The following is a 26,105-nucleotide window of genomic DNA, read 5'->3' as shown; positions in this document are numbered from 1 at the left end:
TATGGTTTCCAATACTTCAAATAGCAACGGCGAAGCTCAACCCCGGACGGGCATCAAAAACATAGTACTCGTGCACGGCACCTGGGCCGATGGCTCTAGCTGGGCGAAGGTAATTCCGCTGCTGCAGGCGAAAGGCTACCACGTGACGGCCGTGCAAAACCCGCTTACCTCACTCACCGACGACGTAGCTGCCACCAAGCGGGCACTGGCCCTGCAAGATGGCCCCGTGCTGCTGGTAGGCCACTCCTGGGGTGGCGTGGTTATCACCGAAGCCGGCAACGATGCGAAAGTGGCCGGGCTGGTGTACGTGGCCGCCGCTGCCCCCGAAGAAGGGCAGTCATTCCTGGAGTTGGTGCAAACTGCCCCCGCTACACCCGGGAATGATGAAATTCGGCCTGATGCTTCCGGCTTTGTAAGCATGACGCCCAAGGGCATCATGGAGGATTTTGCCCAAGACTTACCTCAAACCGAGCAGCAGGTGCTGATTTCCACCCAAGGGCCCCAGGCTTTCTCGGCTCTCCAGGAAAAAATCACCCAAGCCGCCTGGAAAACCAAGCCTTCCTGGTACATCGTAGCGGCCAATGACCGCATGATTAACCCTGATTTGGAGCGCACGTTGGCCAAGAAAATGAATGCTACCACTACCACGCTGCCATCCAGCCACGTGGTTATGCTCTCGCAGCCTGAACAGGTAGCAGCCGTGATTATGGAAGCGGCCAGCCAGGTGCATAGCACTAAAGCGGCCGTTATACAGGCCTAGCAACTGTAGCAGCACACTTGCGCAAAGCCCACTCCTAAGTAATTTACTTGGGAGTGGGCTTTTGCAGTCCTGACCAAAGAGCGAGTTTCGGTGTGAATCTTACGTATTGCGCATAGTCAGTGACACCAGCCTTGCCGTGTGTAGCACTGAAGTTTATGCCACGCTCACCTGTATAGATGGAGCAGATGGGCAATAGCGTTCTGGCATTATTAGAACCAATTGGCAGGCTATGCCACTGATTACTTATCGGCCGCAGGACGGCTAGGCAACCGAAAATTGGCCTTTAATTGAAAACTCTGAATGTTACTGAAATTGGTAGCGGCAAAGGGTTCCAACGTCCAACTTTCGCCCAGAGGAATCTGGGCTTGTAGGAAGGGGAAGGATTGCTCATCGGTTTGGTCAAAAAAACCAGCATTCATTTCGCTGTTGGCTATAGCTATGCCCCCAACCAGTCGAAACCGCTCTTGGCCTGCTCCTGTGCCCACCCCGACAGTGCTAAAGCCATTGCCGAGGCCCTGTAAACCATAGTTCACGCTAGCGTGGAGGAAGGCAACCCTCATCAATCCTACCTCCAGCAGGCTCTGTACTCTAACGTTGCTGACCCGGCCGGGCTTATATGCGTAGTCGTAGGCCACATCGCCTAAGTGAAAGCCCAAGCCAAACCGCAGGTATTTGGGGTTAGCAACCTCCATGTAGGGGCTAAAGCTCAGCAGCGAGGCGTGGCCCCGCTCAAAGGGTTTGGGGTTGATATTGGTGTAAGAGCTGCCCGCGTAAATAGTGTCTTGCTGGGGCCGGAAGTTGCTGCGGCCCACCCCAAGGGTTCCTCCTAAAGTGATGGTGCTGGTCCGCATCAGAGGCCACGTACGTGCTACTCCAACTGCCCCCATAGCAAACCGTTGTTTGTAAGTGGAGGTGGAAAGCTGCGTGCCAGAGCAGCCGTAGGGGTAGCCAAAGTATTGCTCAGAAGTGCCCGCTAGGCCACCTGCACTGACGGTAGTATAGCGCCGCGGATCGGAGGCCGGGGCCTGGCTGGTCAGCACCATAACTGCCCCGCCCAACAGCACCGGCAGCATGAGGGCGTGCGGTGGCCGGCTCGTCTGTCGGCGCAGCCACAGGCCGACTTCCAGCACCAGGCTAGCCAGCAGCAGACTTTTCACAACCAACTGTTCCGGCAGCGTCAGCCAGTTAATGCTGAGCAATGCGGTAACTACCAAAAGGCTCCCCAAGACCAGCCGCGGCTGCCAGTGGCCTAGCGAGCTGAAAGAGGAAACGGGGAAGGCTGCACGGCCCCGGTAGATCCATAAACCCGCCAGTGCAGCTACCGCTAACAGCAACAGCCATTGTACCTGTTTCAGGCCACCGCAAAGAGCAGTGGCTACTACATCACCGGCGCTGTCACGCACAAATTCCAGCCCAAAACGACCCGCCGCGTACAGTAGAATGGCCAGAATAAACTGCTGACCCGGCACTTGCTGGCGGGTGCGGGGCAGACTAAGCAGCCCGGCTATCAGCAAGCATGTTACAATCTGGTACAACTGCGCCGGATGCACTGGCAAGGAATGAGCCGCTGTAGCCGGTAGTACCCCCCGCGCAACCTGCGTCAGGAAGGGCAGGGTATGGGGCGCGTAGCAAACCCCCACCAGGCTGGTTGTGGAAGTGCCGAAGCAGCAGCCCGTAAGCAAGCACCCCACTCCTTGAACCGCTAGGCCTACAAACAAGGGAAGAGCAAAAGCATCATACACGTTGCGGCTAAAGCCCAAAACCCGCCGCAACACGGCCAAGGCCAAGGTGGCTCCTATAATTCCGCCCAAGATAGAGCGGCTGTCGGGGCCCGTCCACTCGCCGTGGGTAAGCAGGTGCTGCCATTCGGTGCTGGAGCCTGCTACCAAGCGTGTACCAAGAATCAGGCACAGAAGCGTGCCAGCCAGTAGAGGAAGCCATCGGCGCCACACGTATTGTCGCACGTACGCTTCCCACGTTAATAAGGCTCCTGCTACTGCAAAGCCAGCAACGTAAAAGGTGAGATAATAATCAGGGGACGAGGGTAATACTATCGAATGCATAATGGAGCTAGCAGTCTGAAAAATGGTTTGTGCGAAACGCACTGCTAGATGGAGGAACCACGTCAAACGGCCCACGCTAAACCTTACAAGGTTAGACTTTGTAAAAGGTGGTTTGTGTTAATAGACTATTGATTATTAATAGGTTGTGTTTTCTTGTTTAGGCATTAGAAAAAAGCGGTGTACCCGTGTCGTTTCGGTTGTTCGGCTCCCAGGCATGTCACTGTTTTTCCTTTTTAGTAAGAATCAGTTGCTAACGCCTACTTTTAAACTTCTTACAAATTGGTGCCTCCGTGAAACAATCCAGCTTTTTGCCTCGGTTAGCCGCTTACTGCGTGGGCTTGCCCGTACTACTGGTACTGTACCTGTTCACGCGTAGCATTTTACCTACTACCATTGGCATGCCGCTGCTTATCGGAGCAATATTCGCTGCCATTTGGGGCCAAGCCAAAATCCGTAAATCCTACCCCCAAGATTTCAAACTTCGCGAAGAGTGGGCTGCCTTTGGCGTTTTTATAGTGACTGTTGCAGCCCTAAGCCTATTAATACTAAAGCCTCTCTAAGTAAAAAAGCGCCTGCCAACATGAACCCGCAGCTCGGGAAAACGCTCGTCTTGCTAGGCCTGCTCTTCGTAGCGGTAGGGGCCTTTGTGTGGTCAGGGGGCGGCAATCTGTTTAGCTGGTTTGGTCGCCTGCCCGGCGATATTCGTATTGAGCGGCCGGGCTTCCGATTCTATGCGCCTATTGTCTCCATGTTGCTAGTAAGCCTGCTGTTGAGTGCCGTATTGTGGGTGGTGCGGCGACTGGGCTAATAGCTATCATCTTTGAGGTGAGATAACGTCTCCTAACCAAAGAAGGAGGGCTGGGTATGTAGGCGACGTCTGGTTTAAGTCCTATAAATAGCTAGAGAGTTGGTAGTTGAGGGAAGGAGTGAGTGAAGCTGGAAAAGGACTAAAAGGGCTAAGAAAAACCCTAACGAGTGATAGAGTTGGGCTTCTGGCAACGTTCCCGATAACGATTGCACAAATATTCAGAGCGCGATTAAGTGCTTTCCGGCGCCATTCCTCTAACATTAGTAAGGGCTTACTTCGGGTGGCCTAGCAGCTCTTTCTGCGACTAATCAAATTCCCACACCATGAGAAAAGGTTTACTACTAAGTGCCATAGCGCTTAGCACAGCCGTGTCGGCAATGGCGCAGCAAACTCGCCAGGTACAGGGACGGGTAATTGATGGAACGACTAGTGAAGGACTACCAGGCGTAACCGTCATTGTAAAGAATTCCACACTAGGAGCCACCACCGACGGCGACGGAAATTTCACGTTGGCCGTGCCAGAAGGCGGCGATGTGGCCCTGACGTTCAGCTACATTGGCTACGTGCCCCAGACGGTGAGTGTAGGCTCACAAACCAAACTCAAGATTGCGCTCAAGTCTGACCAAAAAGCCTTGGATGAAGTAGTAGTAATTGGCTACGGACAGGTCAAGAAGAGCGACGTTACGGGCGCCATCGTGTCGGTGAAGGAGGAGGACCTGAAGAAGGTGCCCTCGGCCAACGTGATGGAAACCCTGCAGGGCCGGCTGCCTGGTGTAGACATCACCCGGAGCAGTGGTTCGGCGGGCTCGGGCGTTAATATTGCTGTGCGCGGTAACCGCTCCATCACGGCCCAGAACGGTCCACTGTTTATTGTGGATGGGGTACAGTACAATTCTATTCAGGATATCAACCCCAATGATATTCAGAGCATGGAAGTGCTCAAGGATGCTGCCTCCACTGCTATCTATGGGTCTCGCGGCGCCAACGGCGTTATTATCGTGACTACTAAGAAGGGTGCTTCTGGACAGCCCCGCGTGACGATCAACTCTTACTACGGCATCACCGATGCCGTGTACTACCCCCGCGTTAGCAGCGCCCAGGAATATGTAGCGCAGAAGCGGGAGGCCAACCGCACCACGGGCAACTGGAACAGCCCCGCCGACGACTCCAAGATCTTCACGCCCCTGGAAATACAGAACATTGCCGATGGCGTGAGCACCAACTGGATGAACAAGCTGCTGCGTCAGGGCGTGCAGCAGGAGCACCAGATTGGCCTTTCGGGCGGTTCCGACAAAACCAAGATCTACGCTTCCTTCGACTACTTCAACGAGCAGGGCTTGTTCCGAATGGATGACCTGAATCGGTATTCCATCCGCTTCAACCTCGATCAGGAGATTAACGCCAAAGTACGCGTAGGCCTACAGAGCCAGCTCACTTACTTCAACCAAAACCGCCGCCGCGACCCCACCAACCAGGCCAACAAGATCAACCCCTTGCTGACGCCCTATGATGAGAACGGCAACCTCGCTGTTTTCCCCAACGCGGGTAACTTCATTAACCCCCTCATTGACGAGCAGCCGGGCAACTATCAGAACAACGTGCGCACTACCCGCACGTTCACTACGGGCTACGTCAGCTACCAGATTCTGCCTAGCCTGAACCTGCGCTCTAACCTGGGCCTGACTCTTTCCAACACTCGCACTGGCATTTATCAGGGGTCAAACACTCTAGACCGCAACGGCTCGGTAGCACAGTCAGCCTACGGCACAGACTTCCTGACCAACTGGAGTTGGGAGAACATCCTGAACTACAATAAGACTTTCGGTGACCACACTATCAGTGCTACCGGTGTAACGTCGCTGCTCACGTTTAACACGGAGAACTCCAACGCCCAGGGCCGGAATCAGCTCTTGGATTACCAGGGGTACTACGCACTAGCCAATGCCAACCAGCAGGTGGGCATCAACAGTGGCTACGTCGATAGCAAGCTGATTTCCTTCACGGGCCGCGTGCAGTATAACTTTAAGAGCCGCTACCTGCTCACGCTGACCGGCCGCTCCGACGGTTCCTCGGTGTTGGCGCCCGGCAACAAATGGGCCTTCTTCCCCTCAGCCGCCGTGGCCTGGCGTATTATTGAAGAGGACTTCATGAAGGGCCTAACGCCCATCACCGACCTGAAGCTGCGGGCCAGCTACGGCCGCGCCGGCAACTACGATATTCCAGCGTACTCTACGCAGTCGTTGCTGGTGCGCATTCCGTTTGCTTTCGGCGAGTCATCGGCCCCGGCTTACACCTTTGCTAACCGCATCGGTAACAAAGCGCTAGGCTGGGAACTCTCGAATACGCTCAACTTCGGGTTGGATTTCGCCTTCCTGCAGAACCGTCTGGCCGGCTCGGTGGATGTGTACGACACCCGCACCAGCGACCTACTCCTAAACCGCGTATTGCCAGCAACTTCGGGTTACTCTGTTGTAACGGAAAACGCCGGTAAAACCCGCAACCGCGGTATTGAAGTAGGCTTGAATGCCCGGGTGGTTGAAACCGAAAACTTCCGCTGGAATGTGGGTGCCACTTGGTTCAAAAACAAGGAGGAAATCACAGCCCTTACCATTTCCGGTAACGATGTGAGCAATCTGTGGTTTGTGGGCTCGCCGGTTAGCGTTTTCTACGATTACGAGAAGATTGGTATCTGGCAAACCAGTGAGGCCGACGAAGCGAAAACTTTCGGCCAGAAACCTGGTCAGATCAAGGTGCGCGATTTGAACGGCGATGGTCGCATCACGGCTACCGACGACCGCAAAGTGCTAGGCTCCAGAGTACCCAAGTGGAGCGGCTCCCTCAACACCGACGTCAGCTACAAGGGCTTCGATTTGTCGCTGCAATTCTTCGCTCGCATCGGGCAGATGCTCAACTACGAGTACAACGGCTTCTTCGATCCGCAAGGCACTGAGAACAGTTCGCGCCAAAACTACTGGACTCCTGAAAATCCGTCTAATGACTTCCCGCGTCCTGACGCTAGCCTTTCGAAGTCCACACTTCGGAACGGATTGTACGGTTCTACTCTAGATTATGAAAACGGCTCTTATGCTAAGTTGCGGGCCGCCACGCTGGGATACACCTTCCCGGCCGGCCTAGCTTCGCGCCTGCATATGTCGTCGCTGCGGGTGTACGTGCAGGGCAAGAACCTCTACACCTGGAGCCACATCGACAACTACGACCCCGAGCGCGGCGGCGCCATCACCACGCCCATTCCGCGAGTGGTGACTGCTGGTATCAACCTGGGTTTTTAAGAGGATAGAGCTCGTTTAACGCTGCATAGAAAGATGAAAATCTCCACTCAACATACGCTCAAACTGCTGCTCACCGCTGGCGCGCTTTCCCTCACGCTACCGGCCTGCGACAAGCAGCTAGAAGAATACAATCCCTCGGGCCTCACCGCTGAAGCCGTGTATAGCACGCCCGCCGGCTTTGAAACCCTAGTAAACGCCGCCTACTCTTACAACCGCTGGTGGTATGGCAAGGAAAATGGCTACAGCATCTCAGAAATGGGTACCGACCTCTGGCAGCGCGGCGCCGGCGACGTAAACCCCGACCTAACGGAGTACACTACCCTCCAAGGCAGCTCCGCGGCCCTAACCGACCTTTGGAACCGCCTCTATGCTGGCGTGAACGTCTGCAACGCTGGTATTGGCCGCGTAGGCCAGTCGGGTATGAGCGATGCTCTGAAGAAGACCCGCGAAGGCGAGCTGCGCTTCCTGCGCGCCTTCTACTACTGGGAGATTGTGGAAACCTGGGGCGGCGTGCACTTCACTACCGAGGAGGCTACGGCCGTGCAGAACACGGCCAACAAAACCCCCGTTGAAACTTTCTACAAGCAGATCTTCGAGGACCTGACTGTGGCCGTGGCCAACCTGCCCACCACCACTACCGACTACGGCCGCGTAACTAAGCCCGCCGCCGAAGCCTTCTTGGCGAAAATGTACCTGACCCGCGGCCAAAACCGCCAGGCCGCCGATTTGGCCCAGAAGGTAATCAGCAGTTATGGCTACTCCCTGCAGCCCCGGTTTGCCGACTTGTGGTCGATGACAAACCTGGAGAACAAGGAGATTTTGTGGGCCGTGAACTACTCCAAGGATCTGAGCCTGAACGATAGGGTAGACGCTACGCTGTACCCCGACGGCCACCCCCGCGGCGGCAACAACGGCCACCTGCTGTTCACGATGAAGTACGACGACCAGCCCGGCGTAATCCGCGACATTCCGTACGGCCGGCCCTTCAACCGCTTCATGCCGTCACTCTTCTACCTGAACCTGTTCAATGAGAAGATTGACGCCCGCTACGCCGCCACTTTCCAGACAGTATGGCTGGCCAACCGGGCGGTAACCGGTATTGCCGTGGGCGATACGGCCATTGTAGCCAGCAAGTACATCATTCCGGCTACCGTGAAAGCTCAGAAGAAGTACCGGATCTGGGACCAGAGCGCCGTGTACCGGCCCAACGGCACCATCAGCGGCGACCGGATTCACTACATCACCATGAAGAAATTCCTGGACCCCACTAGGCCTACCATTGCCGAAGAGCAGAGTGCTCGCGACGCCTATGTGATTCGCCTGGCCGATGTGTACCTGATGGCCGCTGAAGCCGAGTTCAAGGCCGGTAACTCTACCAAGGCCGCCGACCTGATTAACGTAGTACGCCGCCGGGCCGCTATTCCGGGCAAGGAAGCCGACATGCTCATCAAGCCCGCCGACGTAACCTTGGACTTTATTCTGGATGAGCGGGGCCGGGAGCTAGGTGGCGAGCAGCTTCGGTGGTTTGACCTGAAGCGCACCGGCAAGCTGATTGAGCGCGTGAAGAAGTACAACCCCGACGCCGCCGTCAGCATTCAGGACTACCACTTGGTGCGGCCCATTCCTCAGCGTCAGCTGGATGCGGTGAGCAACAAGAGCGAGTTCACCCAAAACCAGGGTTACAGATAGCCTTCTCTTACCCTCCCTAGGCCACTACAGTAGTGGCCTAGGGAGGCTTTTCTCTTTCCTATGAAACAATTTGCATTCCTGTTTTTTGCTGTGCTTCTGTGGGCCTTCCGGCCCGCCGAGGACAAGAAAGTTCAGATTTTCCTGGTCGGCGACTCCACTATGTCCGACAAACCCCTGGATAAAGCCGAGCGTGGTTGGGGTATGTATTTCCAGCAGTATTTTGATGCGAACGTGAAGGTGCAGAACCACGCCATGAACGGCCGCAGCACCCGCAACTTCCGCCATGAAGGCCGCTGGGCTAAAGTGCTGGAGCAAGTGAAGCCCGGCGACTGGGTGTTCATTCAGTTCGGCCACAACGACTCGAAGCTGGAAGACACCGCCCGCTACGCCGCACCCAAAACTGCCTACCGCCAAAACCTGACGCGCTACGTGCAGGAGGCCCGCGCCAAAGGCGCCAATCCCGTGCTGATTACGCCCGTCGGCCGCCGCTACTTCGACGACCAAGGCAAGCGCAAAGACGACCACGGCGAATACCCCGGCGTGGTGAAGGAAGTGGCCAAAGCCCAGAAAGTGCCCCTGATTGACCTGCACGAAACCAGTTGGGCGATGTACAGCCAGCTCGGCGACGCCGGCACAAAGCCCTTGTTCTGGAGCTACCAGAACGGCGCCAACAACACCAAGCTCGATAACACCCACTTCTCTGCCTACGGTGCTGAGCGCGTAGCTCAGCTCGTGGCGCAGGATGTAAAGAAGCTTAACCTGGGCATTGCCTCGCACCTGCAGCCCTTGGCTTTCAACGGCAAGTACACCTACGACCTGCCCGTGGTGCTGCAGCCCTACTTCCGGAAGGACACCTTCAACATCACGAAGTACGGCGCCGTGGCCGATGGGCAGACGCTCAACACCGAGGCCTTCCGCAAGGCCATTGAGGCCTGCAGCCAGCAGGGCGGCGTGGTATTGGTGCCGCGCGGCTTGTGGCTGACGGGCCCCATTCAGTTGAAAAGCAACGTGAACTTGCACGTGGCTAAAGGTGCCTTGGTGCAGTTCAGCAACAAGCTCTCTGATTATCAGCTGATCAAAACCAACTGGGAAGGGGAGGATGCTGTGCGTAACCAGTCGCCGATTTACGGCTACGACCTGGAGAACATTGCCATTACCGGCGAAGGTACTTTTGATGGAGCTGGCGACGCCTGGCGCATGGTGAAGAAGGAGAAGCTCAATGCCGGCCAGTGGCAGCGCCTCGTGAAGTCGGGTGGGGTCGTGGATGAAAAAGGCACCACCTGGTACCCCTCGGCGGGCTCCCTGAAAGGCTCTACGCTAAACAAGCCCTGGACTATTCCTGCTGGTCAGCAGCCCGATTACAGCAAGTACACCGAGTTCAAGGATTTCCTGCGCCCCAACATGCTCAGCCTACAGCGCTGCAAGCAAATCCTGCTCGAAGGCTTTACCATCCAAAACTCTCCGGCCTGGACTATCCACCCGCTGCTCTGCGACAACATCACGCTGCGCAACGTAACGGCCCGTAACCCCTGGTACGGCCAGAACACCGATGCGCTGGACCTAGAATCTTGCCGTAATGGCCTAGTAGAAGGTTGCACGTTTGACGTGGGCGACGATGGCATCTGCATTAAGTCGGGCCGCGATGAGGAAGGCCGCAAGCGCGGCGTACCCACCGAGAACTTCATCATCCGCGATACGAAAGTGTACCACGCCCACGGCGGCTTCGTGATTGGCTCGGAGATGTCGGGTGGCGCGCGTAACCTCTACGTGAGCAACTGCACCTTTATGGGCACCGATGTAGGCCTCCGCTTCAAGACGGCCCGCGGCCGTGGTGGGGTAGTGGAGAACATCTTCGTGGATGGTGTCGACATGACCGACATTGCCGGCGAAGCCATCTTGTTTGACATGTACTACGCCGCCAAAGACCCCGTGCAAGTAAACGGAGAGGCCTACGGCATTCCTGAAATCAAAGCGGAGCCTCTTGGTGAAGGTACGCCTCAGTTCAAGGGCTTCCGCATCAAGAACGTAACCTGCAAAGGCGCCAACACCGGAATCCTAGTACGCGGCTTGCCCGAGATGAGCATCAAGGACGTGGATATCGAAAACACGGTGCTGGAGTGCAACAAAGGCCTCGTGTGCCAGGAAGCCGACGGTATCCGCCTCAAAAACGTAACCTTGCTCTCCAAAGAAACCAAGCCTGTGCTGGAAGTGCAGAACAGCCGCAACATCAGCTTCGACAACCTACGCTACGCTCCCGGCTCTGAGCTGCTCCTGCGTGTAACCGGCGACCGAAGCAAAGCCGTAACCTTGCGCAACACCGATACCAAAGCCGCGAAGAAAGACGTGGAATATGGTCAGAAGGTGTCGAAAAAAGTGGTAACGGTTTCGAAGCGTTAGGCTGCTATAGAACGCTTAGTCTGCCTTATGAGCAAGCTGCCTTATACTCTAACTGCGAAAGACTTTCCAGGCATTCCAACTGGCTGGACGTTGACGTATGATGAGCCGTCTAATAATTTTTACCATGTGCGCCTTACCTCTGAGTATGGACCTGAGGTAGAGATGAACGGCGGAGCAGACTTAGAGGAGCTAGTTTCCTGCTGTATTGAAGACGCAAAAGAGTTCGATAAGCAGCTCCAAGTAAAGAAGTCGTTGAAATAGCCTTCCATCACTTTACCTGTCAAACCGGAGCTTCGCCGAATACCAATCGTCGCAGTCTTTACAGTTGGTAAGATCAAATTTCAGCACGATAGCGCCGTTCTAGGCCACTCAACCACTCCTACTCCCTCCTCAACTGAGGAGGGGAACTAGATTTCTAGTACTAGCTTAATTCTTCCATGTCTCTTCGTCGTTTCTTCCTTTCTGGGCTGTTGATTTCGGGCTTGGCCGCGCAGGCACAAACTGCGCCGGCTGCTAGGCCTATGTCGCAGCGCATGACGGATGCCTTCATCAAGTGGCATCCTGATTCTATTGTCATCGGTAACCGCAAAACTGCCCGCTGGGATTATGAGCAAGGCCTGATGCTGAAAGCGCTGGAGCGCGTGTGGCAGCGGACCGGTGATGCCCGTTATTTTACCTACATCCAGAAAGACCTCGACCAGTTTGTGCAGCCCGATGGCTCCATCCGGACCTACAAGCTGGAAGACTACAACCTCGACAACCTGACTACTGGTCATGCCTTGCTGCTGCTCAGCCAAATGTCGGTGCCGAACCCGGAGAGATACCAGAAGGCCGCGCAGCTATTGCGCAAGCAGCTAGAGGGGCAGCCTCGCACGAAAGCCGGGGGCTTCTGGCACAAGAAGGTTTACCCCAACCAGATGTGGCTCGATGGCCTCTACATGGCTGAGCCCTTCTATGCCGAGTACAGCAAAGTATTCCAGCAGCCCGCAGGCTTCGATGATGTGGCTAAGCAGTTTGCTCTCATCGAGAAGAACCTCGTGGACCCCAAGACTGGCCTCCTGTACCACGGCTACGATGAGAGCAAGGAGCAGAAGTGGGCCAACAAAACCACGGGCCAGTCGCCGAACTTCTGGGACCGGGGCATGGGGTGGTACGCCATGGCTTTGGTAGATGTGCTGGATTACTTCCCCAAAGATCATCCGCAGCGCGCCCAGCTCATTAAGGACGTGCAACGCCTCGCTCCGGTGCTCACCAAGTACCAAGATGCCAAAACCGGCACGTGGTCGTTGGTAGTAGACCAAGCTTCGCGCAAGGGCAACTATGCGGAGGCTTCGGGCAGCAGCATGTTTGTATACTTCCTGCAGAAGGGCGTGCGCATGGGCTACCTCGAGCAGAAGTATGCGCAAGCAGCCAAGAAAGGGTACGATGGCCTGCTGAAGCAATTCGTGGCAACGGAGTCGGGCGACGCGCTGGCTTTCAACGGCACGGTGAGTGTAGGTGGCCTAGGCGGCAACCCCTACCGCGACGGTAGCTTTGAGTACTACCTCTCGGAGCCGCTGCGCAAGAACGACCTGAAAGGCGTAGGCCCCTTCATTCTGGCCAGCGTGGAGATGGAAATTGCCGCCGAGAGTGGCCTAGGCAAGGGCAAAACAGTTGGCGTGGATACCTACTTCAACCATGAGAGCCGCAAGAGCAACATCACGGGCCAGCCCGAGCCCTTCCACTACACCTGGGAAGACCGCTCGCACGGCGGGTTCTACCTCTGGGGCAACCAATTCCGGGAGCTGGGGGCCAACACGGTATCCATCCCCACGGCACCCACGGCCGCCTCACTCAAGGGAGTTGACGTGTACATTATCGTTGACCCCGACACTAAGAAGGAAACGGCCAACCCCAACTTCGTGAAGCCCGCCGACGTGCAAGCCCTCACCGCCTGGGTGAAAGCCGGCGGCACGCTGGTGCTCATGGCTAACGACACCAGTAACGCCGAAATTCCGCGTTTCAACACGCTGGCCCAGGCTTTCGGGATGAAGTTCCGCGACGTGAACCTGAACATGGTGAAAGGCAGCCAGTTTGAGCAGGGCCAAGTGGCGCTACCCGCCGGCAATGCCGTGTTCAAGCATGCCCGCAAGGCCTACATTAAGGAGCTGGCGCCCATCGAAGTAAAAGCGCCCGCCACGCCGCTCATTAGCCAGGGCGGCAACGTGATTATGGCTACCGCCAAAGTGGGCAAAGGCACCGTTTTCGCGGTGGGTGACCCGTGGCTGTACAACGAGTACACCGATGGTCGGAAAATCCCGGCCGAGTACGAAAACTTCCTGGCAGGGAAGGACCTCGCTACCTGGCTGCTGCAACAGTCCGGCCGCAAGTAGTTGTACAGCCGCGCGGGCGGCTTATGTGAAAACCCAAAAGCAAAACGGTCAGCCCAAGTGGGCTGACCGTTTTGCTTTTGCTAATAACTAGCAGCTTATACCGACGCAGGCTTTTTCGTAGCATAGGTGCCGCTGAGGCCCGTGGAACCTGAGGCCAAGCGTGTAGAATCCCGGGCAATGAGCTCCGTCGGAATCTTAACGGTTTCAATGGGCAGCGCTCGGTGCTTGCGCTCAATCTGGTCGATGAGGCGCTCGGCGGCTACCTGGCCAATTTCCTGGGCCGGCTGCACCACGGTGCTCAGGGAAGGAGCCATCAGATCGGCCACGTTCAGGTTGGTGAACCCGATGATGGATACGTCGTCGGGGATGGTAAGCTGCTGCTGGCGCAGGGCCGTGAGGCAGCCAACGGCAAGCCGGTCTGAGGCCGTGAAGAACGCATCGGGCGGCGACTCCAGGTGCATCAGCTCCTGTACCATGGGGCCTACTTCATCGGGGCCAAACGTACCGTAGCGAATCAGGTTCTCATCGAACTCCAGGCCGTACTTCTCCAGGGCGGCACGGTAGCCAGCCAGGCGCTCCTGCGTAATGCTCAGCCAGGGCTGAATAGTGAGGTGCGCAATGCGGCGGCGGCCCGATTGAATCAGGTGTTCAGTGGCCGCAAACGCGCCCCCAAAGTTATCGGCTACTACTTTGGTCACGTTCAGTTGCGATGATACCCGGTCGAAGAGCACGATGGGCACGCCTTTATCTTGCACATCTTGCAGGTGGGCCACGTCGGAAGTTTCGCTGGAAAGCGAAATCAGCAGCCCATCTACCTTCCGCGACATAGACTGCTGCACGTTAGCCATTTCGCGCTCGTACGACTCTTGGCTTTGGAAGATGATAACGTGGTATCCCCGGTTGTAGGCAATGGCCTCAATACCGTTAATGGCTTGCGAAAAGAAGTAATTGGCAATCTGCGGAACGATAACCCCAATAGCGCGGCTAGCACTGCCTTTTAGGCTCAGCGCAATAGGATTGGGCCGGTAGTTGAGGCGCTCAGCGCACTCCATTACTAGCCGCTTGGTTTCGGGGTTGATTTCATAGCTGCCCCGCAATGCGCGCGATACCGTGGAAGTAGAAAGGTTTAGTTCGCGGGCAATGTCTTTGATGGTGAAAGTTTCCACGATGGAGACGGGGTAAGGTGGGGAAGGAAGGAGGGGAGCGGCTACTTAGGTAAATCCAAGAACTGCAAAAGCAGCAAGTACACTGAACGGGGCCTCAAAATAGAAAGACCCGGGCACTTTTGGCTCAAATACTCACGAGGTGCAACCCAAAGAAGGGACTGGCAACGTTCCCGATAACGATTGCAGGAATAAAATAGGGGCGTGACTTCCATTCGGCAGTCACTTCCTTTAACCTTAACAGGCCTAGAAGCAAAGTCGCGTTCTAAACGTACACTGGTCTTCTCCGAAAAGTTTACAAACACCTCTCTCTTGTATGGCAAATAGTTCAGGGTTCGATCTGACAGGAAAAATAGCTCTGGTAACGGGCTGCAACCGTGGCATTGGGCAAGCTATGGCGTTGGGCCTCGCGGAAGCCGGTGCTGATATCATTGGGGTTTCCGCTACACTGGCCCTCAGCGGCTCTGAAACCGAGCAGCAGGTACGCGCCCTGGGCCGTCAGTTCTACGCCTACCAGGCCGATTTCAGTCAGCGCCCCGCCGTTGACGCCTTTCTAGGCCAGGTGCAGCAGGATTTTCCTCGCATCGACATCCTGATCAACAACGCCGGCACCATCAAACGTGCTCCTGCCGCTGAACACGGCGACGACCTGTGGGATGAGGTGTTAGCCATTAATCTGGATGCTCCCTTCCGCATTGCCCGCGCTATTGGCGGGCAGATGCTCCAGCAGGGCTCCGGCAAAATCATCTTCACAGCTTCTTTGCTCACGTTCCAGGGCGGCATCAACGTGCCGGGCTATGCGGCCAGCAAAGGCGCCATTGGCAGCGTAGTGAAAGCATTGGCCAACGAGTGGGCTGGCCGTGGCGTGAACGTGAATGCTATTGCGCCCGGCTACATTGCTACCGACAACACCGAGGCCCTGCGCAACGACCCCGACCGCTCCGCCAGCATCCTGGGCCGCATTCCGGCCGGCCGCTGGGGTACGCCCGAAGACTTCAAAGGCCCCACCGTGTTCCTGGCTTCCTCTGCCGCCGACTATGTACACGGCACCATCCTGACCGTCGACGGGGGCTGGATGGGACGCTGACGGTGAAGTAGTGAAATGGTGATTGAGTGAGTTTGATGTTCGGCTTACGCATATAGTGCCCGTGGCGCTAGCTAGGCCACTAACCCATCAAATTCACTGACTTGCTACTTCACTGACTCACCATTCACTCAATCACTTAATCACCATTTCCCATGACCCAACGATATGCCATCAGCCCGCGCGAAACGGCCGGCCTGAACACCAAGGAGCTACGCAATAATTTCCTGATTGAAAGCCTGTTTGTAGCGGGCAGCGTGGAGCTTGTGTATACGCACTACGACCGGATGATTGTAGGCGGCGCTACGCCTACTACGTCGGCGCTGCCCTTGCCTTGCCCCGAGAACCTAAAGGCTCAGTTCTTTCTGGAGCGCCGGGAGCTAGGTATTCTCAATATCGGCCAGGCTGGCACCGTTACCGTGGATGGTCAGGTGTTTGAGTTGGGCGAGCAGGATTGCCTTTACGTGGGCAAAGGCGCGCAGGAAGTAATATTTGCTAGCGCCGATGCGGTGCGGCCCGCCAAGTTTTACCTGCTTTCGGCCCCTGCCCACGCCGTGTACCCTACTACACGCATGACGCAAGCCGAATCGACGCCCGTAGAAATGGGCGCCATGGAAACGGCCAATGAGCGCACCATCTACAAGTACATTTACCTGCAGGGCATTCAGAGCTGCCAGCTGGTAATGGGCCTGACCAAGCTAAAGCCCGGCAGCGTATGGAATACCATGCCCTCGCACGTGCATGACCGTCGCATGGAGGCCTACCTGTACTTCAACCTGCCCGAAAATCAGCGCGTGCTGCACATGATGGGTGAGCCCCAGGAAACCCGGCCACTGTGGGTGAGCAATGAGCAGGCTATCCTCTCGCCACCTTGGTCTATCCATACGGGCTGCGGCACCAGCAACTACACCTTCATCTGGGGTATGGCCGGCGAAAACCTGGAATACACCGACATGGACGCCGTGAGCATCCACGACCTAAGCTAATCTTCTGTAACGGCCGGCTGCTTTTCAAATGGCAGTCGGCCGTTATTTATTCCGCTAGCTCGGGCTGTCTCGTCCAACTTGATAGGGCGTTCTGCCGCTCGCATTCCTCACATCTGTATTGCTACGTACGCTATGGCTGTTCGCTTCTTGTCGAAGAAAATTTGGGGGCTAGGCCTAGTGGCCATAATGGCTCTGATGGCATTTACCATTAGTCAGCCCACTTCCATAAAAGTGTATTTGGTAGGTGATTCTACCATGGCGGATAAACAGGAAAAGGCCTTTCCGGAAACAGGGTGGGGCACGCCATTTAAGTACTTCTTCGACGAGACGGTGACGGTGGATAACCGCGCCCAGAACGGACGCAGCACCAAAACGTTCCTAACCGAAAACCGCTGGCAACCCGTAGCGGCAGCCCTCCGCCCCGGCGACTATGTGTTCATTCAGTTTGGGCATAATGATGAAGTGCCCACCAAACTGAGCTACACTCCTGAAGCCGATTTCCGGGCTAACCTGGTGCGGTTTATAACCGAAACGCGCGCCAAGAAGGCTACGCCAGTACTGATTACGCCCGTGGCCCGCCGCAAATTCGACGCGGCTGGTAAGGTAGAAGGCACCCACACCGTGTATTCCGGCATCGTGCGCGAGGTAGCAAAGCAACAGCAAGTCCCACTGATCGATCTTGATGCCGAAAGCCAGGCCGTGCTGCAGCAGTTTGGCGTGGAGAATTCGCGGTTGCTGTTCAACCAGCTGGCCCCCGGCGAGCACCCCAATTACCCCGATGGCCGCGATGACAACACCCATTTCAATGAGCTGGGTGCCCGCAAAATGGCGCAGCTCGTGCTGGCTGACATCTGCAGCCTGAAGCTGGAGTTGGCAGACCGCGTTGTAAAGCGCGAGGTCAAGACCACCGTTGATCCGCAGGCTCGCTAGGCCAGTTGCAACCTCCGTTCTATTCATCCCACTCAAGAGCATGAAACAACTGATTGCGTTCCTATGCCTAAGCTGGCTGCTAATTGGCCGGGCAGTGGCCTACGATTTTGTAGTGGCCCAAGATGGCAGCGGCAACTATAAAACCGTGCAGGAAGCTTTCAATGCGGTGCCCGATTTTCGCAAGAAAGTCACCACCATTTTCATCAAGAGAGGCACCTATAAGGAGAAGCTGATTCTGGCCGGCTCCAAGAACTTAGTGAAGCTGATAGGGGAGGACCTCAAGAATACCATCCTCACCTACGACGACTACAACCAGAAGAAGAACATCTTTGGGGAAGACAAAGGCACCTCTGGCTCCTCCAGCATCTACATCTACGGCTCCGATTTTTCAGCTGAGAATATCACCTTCCAGAACTCCTCAGGCCCGGTAGGCCAGGCCGTGGCAGTGTGGGTGGCCGGCGACAAAGCCCGTTTCAAAAACTGCCGCTTCCTAGGCTTTCAGGACACGCTCTATACCTACGGCTACGGTAGCCGCCAGTACTACCAAGACTGCTACATTGAGGGTACTGTTGATTTTATCTTTGGCTCAAGCACGGCGTGGTTTGAGGGCTGCACCATCTTCTGCAAAAAGGGTGGGGGCTACGTTACGGCGGCCTCCACGCCCGATAGCACGCGCTATGGTTACGTGTTCCGCAACTGCAAAATCACGGGTGATGCGCCCGCGGGTAGCTTCGTGCTAGGCCGCCCCTGGCGGCCATATGCCAAAACCGTGTTCATGCAGTGCGAGCTAGGCGAGCAAATTCGCCCGGAAGGGTGGGACCATTGGGAAAAGGAAAGCAACAAGCAAACCGCCTCCTACGCCGAGTATAAGAACCGCGGCAAAGGTTTCCAGCCCCCGCGCCGGGTATCCTGGTCCAAGCAACTAACCGATCAGCAAGCTCAGGAATACACCCTCGACAAAGTGTTCCGCAACTGGAATCCCACTAAAGAGTAGCGGCATTCAGCACAATGCCAACGTCTGTTGTCATTCCGAAAGCAGTGAAGAATCTGGGGTAGCCTCTAGGCCACTCATCATATTCCTTTTTCTGGCTTAATGCGCCACATGTTCGGAATGAGAGTTCTATCTATCACTAATACAGTTGCTTGCTCAATTGCCTATGATGCGTTTTTCACTGCTGTTACTTCTCGCTCTAACTGGCCTACAGCCGCTAAAGGTAGCTGCGCAAACTTCCGCCATTTCCAAAGTGTGGGTGCCGGATCTGGGCAATGGGATGTACAAGAACCCAGTGCTCTACGCCGATTACTCTGACCCTGATGTGGTACGCGTGGGCGACGATTACTACCTCACCTCATCGAGTTTCAATGCGGTGCCGGGCCTCCAGATACTGCATTCCAAGGATTTAGTGAACTGGTCGCTGATTGGCGCAGTATTTACCCAGCAGCCTCCGGCAGCGCGCTATGCTACGGTGCAGCACGGCAACGGCGTATGGGCACCTGCCATTCGGTACCACAACAAGCTGTTCCACATCTTTTACCCCGACCCCGACCTGGGCATTTTCGTAACCACGGCCAAGAACCCGGCCGGGCCGTGGTCGGCGCCCGTGTGCATTAAGGAGGCCAAGGGCTGGATTGACCCCTGCCCGCTTTGGGATGAGGACGGCAAGGCCTACCTCGTGCACGGCTTCGCGGGCTCCCGGGCGGGTTTCAAGAGTGTGCTAGCTGTGAGTCGCATGCGCCCCGACGGCCTAGGCCTGCTGGGTGATGAAGTGCTGGTGTTTGATGGCCATGACAAGCACCCCACCATTGAAGGACCTAAGTTCTACAAGCGCCACGGCTACTACTACATCTTCGCGCCCGGCGGCGGCGTACCCACCGGCTGGCAGGTGGTGATGCGCTCCAAAAACGTATTCGGCCCCTACGAAGACCGCATTGTGATGGATCAGGGCAAAACGCCCGTGAACGGCCCTCACCAAGGCGCCTGGATAGACACGCCCGGCGGTAAGGAAGATTGGTTTCTGCACTTTCAGGACCAGGGCGCTTATGGCCGCGTGGTACACCTGCAGCCCATGGCCTGGAAAAACGACTGGCCTATCATTGGCGAAGACCCCGACGGGGACGGCAAAGGGCAGCCGGTGCTCACCTACCGCAAGCCCGCCGGCAAAGCCCAGCCCATTGCCACGCCCCCCACTTCCGACGAGTTCAACACGAACACTCTAGGCCTGCAGTGGCAGTGGCATGCCAACCCTGGAGTTGGTTGGGCCTTCCTGAACGGCAATGAGGGCTTTTTGCGGTTATACTCAGTGCCGCTGCCAGAGGGCTTCAAGAACTTCTGGCAAGTGTCAAACCTGCTGCTGCAGAAGCTTCCCGCCGACAAGTTCACCGCAACTACAAAGTTTACCTTTACTCCGCGTTTCGAAGGTGAAAAAGCTGGTCTAATCATGATGGGCCTGGATTATGCCTACCTCTCCGTAACCAATCAGGGTGGGAAGCTGCTCCTAGGCCAGACGACGTGCCAGAATGCCGACAAGCTAAGTCCGGAAGTCAGCTCAGCGCAGGTAGAGATACCAGCCAAGCAACCCATTTATCTGCGCGTGAACGTTCAGCCAGAAGCCAAGTGCCAGTTCAGTTACAGCCTCGACGGGCAACAGTTCCGCCCTGTAGGCCCAGTATTCACCGCCCGCGAAGGAAAGTGGATTGGCGCGAAGCTAGGCCTGTTCTGTACCCGTCTGGGGCAAACTAATGATGCCGGTGCAGCTGACTTTGACTGGTTCAGGGTAGAGTAACAGCCGGAATGTAAGTGCTTATTTACTAAGCGAGCCTTATTACCCATGGTAGTAAGGCTCTTTTTCGTGTTTAGAAGTTAACTCGCCTTCTGCAATGTACTGTACTCGTGGGATGATAGTATTAGTTGAGTGGAAGGGCAAGATTAGAATGTCAGCAAGTTCAGTAACACTTATACACCTGTCGCTAACAGCTGTTAGGTGGGAAAAATGCAATTCTATAATAGTGGCAGGCTGCTGAGTTGCCGAAGTCAAGAAAATAGTGGCTTCTTCCTATTGAAGTAGTAAAATAAGCTGTAAACCAAGAAAACCAGGTAATGGGAACGTTCCCGACATCGATTGCAGAAATAAATCTGGGGTTCTTCTTCCCATTCTCTTAGGGTAGGGCTAAACTTAATGAACTGATACTCTAGCCCACAATCCAAAAAGCTAGTAGCAATCAGTTGGCCTCAGTAACGATGCTAGGTGGCTTCTTGAAATATCCCAACGCAGAACTGTTCACTCGGCAGTGGGATAGTAAGTGAGGAGGCGCTCACCCGCTCAGCGGACGGTGCTTAATCTGGTAAGCCTGCTGAAGCTCTCATCCCATACCAATTCCCACACCACTGTCATGAAAAGAAAATTACTGTTGCTAACGCCCCTGTTGGCATGTGCTGTAGCACCAGCCTGGGCACAGCAACAACAACAGCGCGTTCAGGGTATCGTTAAGTCGGAAAAGGGCGAGCCTCTGCCCGGCGTGACCGTGGTTGTGCAGGGTACCACCGCCGGCGCCTCCACCGACGCCGATGGCCGCTTTAACTTGGCCGTACCCGCCAATGCCACCCTGCGGTTTAGCTACATTGGCTTTCTGCCCTTTGAGGTGGCCGTGGGCACCAAAACCGACATCAACGTTACGCTAAAAGAGGATACTAAAACCCTGGACGACGTAGTCGTTATCGGCTACCAGGCCGTACAACGCCGCGACGTAACGGGTTCAGTATCGTCGGTAGGCGCCCAGCAGATCAAAGACATTCCCGTTAACTCCGCTGCCGAAGCCCTTACTGGGCGCTTGGCTGGCGTGCAGCTAACCTCTTCTGAAGGAACTCCTGGTAACCAAGACGTACGTGTTAGGGTGCGGGGTGGAGGGTCGATTACTCAAGACAACTCTCCGCTTTACGTAGTTGACGGCATACAAATAGATAATGCGCTGGCCGTAATTGCGCCGCAGGATATTGCTTCCGTCGATGTGCTGAAGGATGCCTCGGCTACAGCTATTTATGGTGCTCGTGGTGCCAACGGGGTAGTTATTATAACTACCAAAAAAGGTATTGAGGGTAAAACGGTTATCAGCTACAACGGCTTTGCGGGCTTCCGTCGCATCAGCAAGAAGCTTGACGTGCTAGGCCCCGCCGAATACCTGGATTACCAGTTTGAGCGCTCCCAGCAGGTAGGAACTACTGGCCTAGATGCCTACAGGAAGCTGTTTGGTAGCTCTAACTACCTGAGTGATACGCTCAATCGGGCACGTAATTCCCCCTTCCTGGATTGGCAGGATGAAGCTTTTGGCCGCGATGCTTTCCAGCAAACCCACAACTTGTCGGTATCAGGAGGCGTGAAGGGAACAACCTATTCCCTAAGTCTGACTCGTAATGACGAAGATGGCATTCAGCGTGCATCTGGCTACAGCCGCAACTTGGTCAACTTCCGGTTTGACACCAAGCCGTTAGAGAAGCTCCGCATTGGCTTAAACGTGCGTTTCAACGACCAGACGGCCAAAGGAGCAGGTACTTCAAGCTCCGGTTCCAATACTACTTCCCGCTTACGGAACGCAGTACAGTATTTGCCCTTATCGGTACCGAGAAGCACTGGTGTGCTGATTGATCCTAACATCTTCGACCCAGAATTTTTCACTACCTCTTCGCTCATCAATCCCCTCGTTGCCATTGACAACGAATTCCGGGACGATAAGCGCCGCACCTTTAACGTTGGTGCCAACTTAGCGCTGGATTTGGCGAAAGGCCTAGTGTTCCGTTCTACTGCTGGCTTCGATATCACCAACACGGAGGTAAACACGTTTAACGGGCGGTTCTCACCAACCATCCGCCAGCCTGCAGGTGGGTATAATGAGCTGCCGTTTGCTACCATTACCACGGGCAATCAGGTTACGCTTAATAACTCCAACGTGTTGGATTACAGCCTCACGAAGGATAAGCATATGATTGGATTGTTGGTGGGGGAAGAGACCTACCAGCAGCGTAACAGACTGCAGTATATCCAGACAAACTTCCTGCCCCTAGACATCACCGCTGAGCGGGCTTGGGCTAACATCAACCAGGGGGTACTACCAACCGGAGTCACGGCCCAGCCAGTGTTGCCCCGTACTGGTATTCCGCAAGACTATACCTTGCTCTCTGGCTTCAGCCGTCTAACATATTCATACGACGACCGGTATCTCTTTACCGGTACTTTCCGCGCTGACGGATCGTCGAAGTTTAAAGCTGGTAACAAATGGGCTTACTTCCCTGGCGCTTCCGTTGCGTGGCGTATTTCTAAAGAAAACTTCTTTACAGGAGTGCCTGCTGTATCAGACCTAAAACTGCGTCTGAGCTACGGTCAAGCCGGAAACAACCGCATCGGCGACTTCCAGTATGACCAACTATTTGAAGCTGGTAATGCGCCGTATTACCTCAACCACAGCCCTGTGCTAGGTGCTTCGGCCACTACATTGTCTAATGATAAACTGAAGTGGGAAGTAACTACCTCCCGAGACATCGGTATCGATTTAGCTTTATGGGACAACCGGGTGCAGTTCACGGGTGATGTGTACTATAACACTACCTCAGATCTGCTGATCAACGTCCCCATTCCGCCCTTCTTGGGATATACCAGTCAGCTCCAGAACGTAGGTAAGACCTCTAATAAAGGTATTGAACTGCAATTGACAGGCACCATTTTCAACAAGCCTGACTTTACCTGGACCGCCACTGCCAACGCTTCTATGAACCGTGGGCGCATTGAAAGTTTGGGAGGAGACTTGAAAGAAATTTCTGGTATCAACTCTGGCTGGGCAGGTTCTAACTTCGCTTCTGCAGCTGATTACAAAGCCGTTGTAGGCCGGCCAGTAGGGGAGATGTACGGTTACGTGACCGATGGTTTCTACACCGCTGACGACTTCGAGGGGTTCAATACGGCCACAAACCTATGGATTCCAAAAGCTGGGTTGCTACCCTCTGGTACTGCGGTAGGCCAAGTGGCTCAGCCGGGTGTGATTAAGCTAAAGGATTTAAATGGTGATGGTACCGTAAACGACCTGGACCAAACGGTAATCGGCAACGCCAACCCCAAAGTGACGGGCGGCTTAAACCAGCAATTCACCTACAAAAACTTCGACGCCAGCATCTTCCTCAACTTTGTGTTGGGCAACGATGTGTACAACGCCAACAAGATTGAGTTTACCACGAACACGCCCAACACGGTGTTCAGCAATCTGCTTGGTGTAATGGAAGACCGGTACCGCACTATTAACTCCGATGGTACCCGGATAACCGACCTCAACACGCTACGGGAAGTAAACCAGAATGCCAAGATCTGGACGCCTACCCAACGCTACTTCCTACACTCATGGGCCGTGGAAAATGGCTCTTTCCTCCGCGTTAACAACATTACGGTAGGCTACTCACTGCCCAAAACGCTGATTCAGCACGTGAAGATGAACCAGGTTCGCTTCTACGTGACTCTGAACAATCTGTACACCTTCACCAAGTACACCGGCTACGACCCAGAGGTAAACACCCGCCGCTCATCGCCACTTACGCCTGGTGTTGATTATGCCGCCTACCCACGTAGCCGCGCCTTCTTGTTCGGAGTGAACTTGGCCCTGTAATTCCCACCCACTGCTTTCCCACTTCAGCAATATGAAATCCTTATTCCCCTTCCGGGCCATAGCTGCCGCTGTAGCGTTAACCGGAACTGCCGGATTGGTATCTTCCTGCAAAGACTTTCTGGAAGTAGAGCCAGTTGCCCTCAACACTACTTCCTATGTTTTCAGTACCGTAGCTGGTGCAACAACCGCTGTTATCGGGGCCTACGACCCTCTTTCAGGCGATAATGGCTATGGTCAGCGCGTTAGCCTGTACTACTCTGTGGATACAGACGAGATGATTGGCTCGCCGGGTGCCCCAGACGGACAGCGTCGCAGCATTGCTCGTTATAAAGCACTGGCCACTAACACGGAAATCACTAACCCCTGGAACCAGTTGTACCAGGGCGTAGAGCGGGCCAACATTTGCATTCAGCAAATTCCGCAGATGACGCTTTACACTAGTGGCAGTGCCGCTGATACAGCCGCACTGCACCGGTTGCACGGCGAAGCCTTAACTCTGCGCGCTCAGTACCTGTTCGAGCTGATTCGCAATTGGGGCGATGTGCCGGCTCAATTCACACCATCTGTTTCGGGGCAGAATTTCAATTTGCCTAATGCCGACCGAAATGAAACGCTTAAGCGTCTCATCAGTGATTTAGGTGAGGCTCAAAAATTAGTGCCTTGGCGCTCGGCAGCCGGTACTGCCAATGAGCGGATTACTAAAGGCGCCGTGAAAGCGTTGCGTGCCCGGTTGGCACTCTATCGGGGTGGCTACTCCCTGAAAGGAACGCAGATGGTACGCCCTGCTGATTATCTTGACTATTACCGTATTGCCCGCCAGGAGTGCGCTGAACTGATGGCGCGTCCTAACGAGCACAAGCTAAACACCACGTTCCTAGAAGTATTCCAGAGCATTAACCAGCAGCGCCCCGATGCTGCCAATGAAATTTTGTTTCAGGTAGGCGCGGGCGGGTCCACGGCGGCTTCTGACAGCAAGCAAGGCTATTACAATGGTCCGCGTTTGCAAAACGCCGCTAGTGCTTACGGCTTAACCCAAGGGGCCATGGTTGCTGCCCCCACGTACTTCTACGCGTTCGACTCAACCGATACTCGCCGTGATGTGACCCTGACGCCCTATGGTATGGCCAGCACCAGCACCTTCTTTTCGGGGGTAGCGCTGAACGTGGTAACGGATGGCAAATTCCGCCGCGACTGGCACGTGCCATTGGTAACGGGTTCTACTAACTACCTAGGCTACAACTGGCCTATCATCCGCTTCGCTGACGTAGTTCTCATGTTTGCAGAAGCTGAAAATGAGTTGAATGGTCCTACGCAAGCCGCAAAAGACGCTTTGCTGCAAGTACGCACTCGTGCTTTTCGCAATGCAACCAAAGCGGCGGCGGGTTTGAATCTGACCTCTAAGGAAACCATGTTCAACGCCATCGTGAATGAGCGTTACCTGGAGTTTGGTGGTGAAGGCATCCGCAAGTATGACCTGATTCGCTGGAACCTGTTTGCTACCAAAATTGCCGAGGTGAAGGCTGATATTGAGAAGCTGGCCAAAAATCAGGCTCCTTATCAGAATGTACCTCAGTACATGTATTACAAAACGCCAGCTGCTGGTGAAGTACAATGGACGCGTTCGTTCTATCGTCCGTCACCCAGCAACACTACTGCTCCTGCGGGTACTGTACGTGTAAACTGGCGTCAGGCAATTGATGCCGCTTATCTCGCGAACCTTCGGCCGGCTGGTACTTCCTACACTTTAGGTACAACCACTGCCGCCAGCACTGGCGCGGGCTTAGCCGCTGAATACGTGCCTGGCCTAGGCAAAGAGCTACTGCCAATTCCGCAGAGCACACTAGCTTCTGACCCTGCTTTGGTGCAAAACTCAGGGTACTAACAGGAGACTACATGAGGGGTGCCAGGAGAAAATCCTGGT

16 protein-coding genes are annotated in these 26,105 nt (G+C 55.2%); 14 read left to right on the top strand and 2 right to left on the bottom strand.

All coding sequences use genetic code 11. The features are described 5' to 3' along the window. Position 1: 1 nt before the first annotated feature. Positions 2 to 760, top strand: a complete 759-nt coding sequence (locus EU557_RS01815; RefSeq protein WP_135528709.1) for an alpha/beta fold hydrolase — start codon at positions 2 to 4, stop codon at positions 758 to 760. 239 nt (positions 761 to 999) lie between these two features. Here the strand turns inward: EU557_RS01815 and EU557_RS01810 are convergent, their stop codons facing one another. After that, positions 1,000 to 2,823, bottom strand: a complete 1,824-nt coding sequence (locus tag EU557_RS01810; RefSeq protein ID WP_135528708.1) for a prolipoprotein diacylglyceryl transferase — start codon at positions 2,821 to 2,823, stop codon at positions 1,000 to 1,002. 580 nt (positions 2,824 to 3,403) lie between these two features. On the opposite strand from EU557_RS01810, the gene EU557_RS01805 reads away from it, so the two are divergent. The 6 genes from EU557_RS01805 to EU557_RS01780 all read left to right on the top strand — a co-directional run bounded on the left by EU557_RS01805 (position 3,404) and on the right by EU557_RS01780 (position 13,379). Beyond that, positions 3,404 to 3,631, top strand: a complete 228-nt coding sequence (locus EU557_RS01805) for a DUF2905 domain-containing protein (RefSeq protein ID WP_135528707.1) — start codon at positions 3,404 to 3,406, stop codon at positions 3,629 to 3,631. A 323-nt stretch (positions 3,632 to 3,954) separates the two neighbouring features. Further along, a complete protein-coding gene (locus EU557_RS01800; RefSeq protein WP_210115963.1) occupies positions 3,955 to 6,921 on the top strand; it encodes a SusC/RagA family TonB-linked outer membrane protein in 2,967 nt (988 codons plus the stop codon). 33 nt (positions 6,922 to 6,954) lie between these two features. After that, entirely contained in the window at positions 6,955 to 8,610 is a 1,656-nt protein-coding gene (locus EU557_RS01795; protein ID WP_135528706.1) for a RagB/SusD family nutrient uptake outer membrane protein, read from the top strand. Between the two features lie 60 nt (positions 8,611 to 8,670). Further along, positions 8,671 to 11,007 carry a glycosyl hydrolase family 28 protein gene (locus EU557_RS01790; protein ID WP_135528705.1) on the top strand — a complete coding sequence of 779 codons (2,337 nt, stop codon included), beginning with the start codon at positions 8,671 to 8,673 and terminating at the stop codon, positions 11,005 to 11,007. A gap of 27 nt (positions 11,008 to 11,034) precedes the next feature. Beyond that, positions 11,035 to 11,268, top strand: coding sequence for a hypothetical protein (locus tag EU557_RS01785; protein ID WP_135528704.1), 234 nt, complete (start codon positions 11,035 to 11,037; stop codon positions 11,266 to 11,268). Positions 11,269 to 11,444: 176 nt separating this feature from the next. Then, positions 11,445 to 13,379: a DUF4350 domain-containing protein gene (locus tag EU557_RS01780; protein WP_425351904.1), complete on the top strand. Its 1,935-nt coding sequence runs from the start codon at positions 11,445 to 11,447 to the stop codon at positions 13,377 to 13,379. A 95-nt stretch (positions 13,380 to 13,474) separates the two neighbouring features. On the opposite strand, the gene EU557_RS01775 is transcribed toward EU557_RS01780, so the two are convergent. Further along, positions 13,475 to 14,545 (bottom strand): LacI family DNA-binding transcriptional regulator, encoded by a 1,071-nt coding sequence (locus EU557_RS01775; protein WP_135528703.1) that lies wholly within the window; start codon positions 14,543 to 14,545, stop codon positions 13,475 to 13,477. A gap of 313 nt (positions 14,546 to 14,858) precedes the next feature. Here EU557_RS01775 and kduD point away from each other — a divergent pair, with 313 nt between their 5' ends. The 7 genes from kduD to EU557_RS01740 all read left to right on the top strand — a co-directional run bounded on the left by kduD (position 14,859) and on the right by EU557_RS01740 (position 26,066). Further along, positions 14,859 to 15,629 carry a 2-dehydro-3-deoxy-D-gluconate 5-dehydrogenase KduD gene (kduD, locus tag EU557_RS01770; protein WP_135528702.1) on the top strand — a complete coding sequence of 257 codons (771 nt, stop codon included), beginning with the start codon at positions 14,859 to 14,861 and terminating at the stop codon, positions 15,627 to 15,629. Positions 15,630 to 15,781: 152 nt separating this feature from the next. Then, positions 15,782 to 16,612, top strand: a complete 831-nt coding sequence (kduI, locus tag EU557_RS01765) for a 5-dehydro-4-deoxy-D-glucuronate isomerase (protein ID WP_135528701.1) — start codon at positions 15,782 to 15,784, stop codon at positions 16,610 to 16,612. Positions 16,613 to 16,744: 132 nt separating this feature from the next. Beyond that, entirely contained in the window at positions 16,745 to 17,542 is a 798-nt protein-coding gene (locus EU557_RS01760) for a rhamnogalacturonan acetylesterase (RefSeq protein ID WP_135528700.1), read from the top strand. 40 nt (positions 17,543 to 17,582) lie between these two features. Continuing rightward, complete coding sequence (locus EU557_RS01755; protein WP_135528699.1) at positions 17,583 to 18,536, top strand: pectinesterase family protein; 954 nt, start codon at positions 17,583 to 17,585, stop codon at positions 18,534 to 18,536. 163 nt (positions 18,537 to 18,699) lie between these two features. Then, complete coding sequence (locus EU557_RS01750) at positions 18,700 to 20,325, top strand: glycoside hydrolase family 43 protein (protein ID WP_135528698.1); 1,626 nt, start codon at positions 18,700 to 18,702, stop codon at positions 20,323 to 20,325. A gap of 607 nt (positions 20,326 to 20,932) precedes the next feature. Continuing rightward, positions 20,933 to 24,184 carry a SusC/RagA family TonB-linked outer membrane protein gene (locus EU557_RS01745; RefSeq protein ID WP_135528697.1) on the top strand — a complete coding sequence of 1,084 codons (3,252 nt, stop codon included), beginning with the start codon at positions 20,933 to 20,935 and terminating at the stop codon, positions 24,182 to 24,184. Positions 24,185 to 24,215: 31 nt separating this feature from the next. Then, positions 24,216 to 26,066 carry a RagB/SusD family nutrient uptake outer membrane protein gene (locus tag EU557_RS01740; protein ID WP_135528696.1) on the top strand — a complete coding sequence of 617 codons (1,851 nt, stop codon included), beginning with the start codon at positions 24,216 to 24,218 and terminating at the stop codon, positions 26,064 to 26,066. Positions 26,067 to 26,105: the final 39 nt, after the last annotated feature.

Source organism: Hymenobacter wooponensis (assembly GCF_004745865.1).
GTDB classification, from domain to species: domain Bacteria; phylum Bacteroidota; class Bacteroidia; order Cytophagales; family Hymenobacteraceae; genus Hymenobacter; species Hymenobacter wooponensis.
This window is presented reverse-complemented; position numbering and strand designations above follow the sequence as displayed.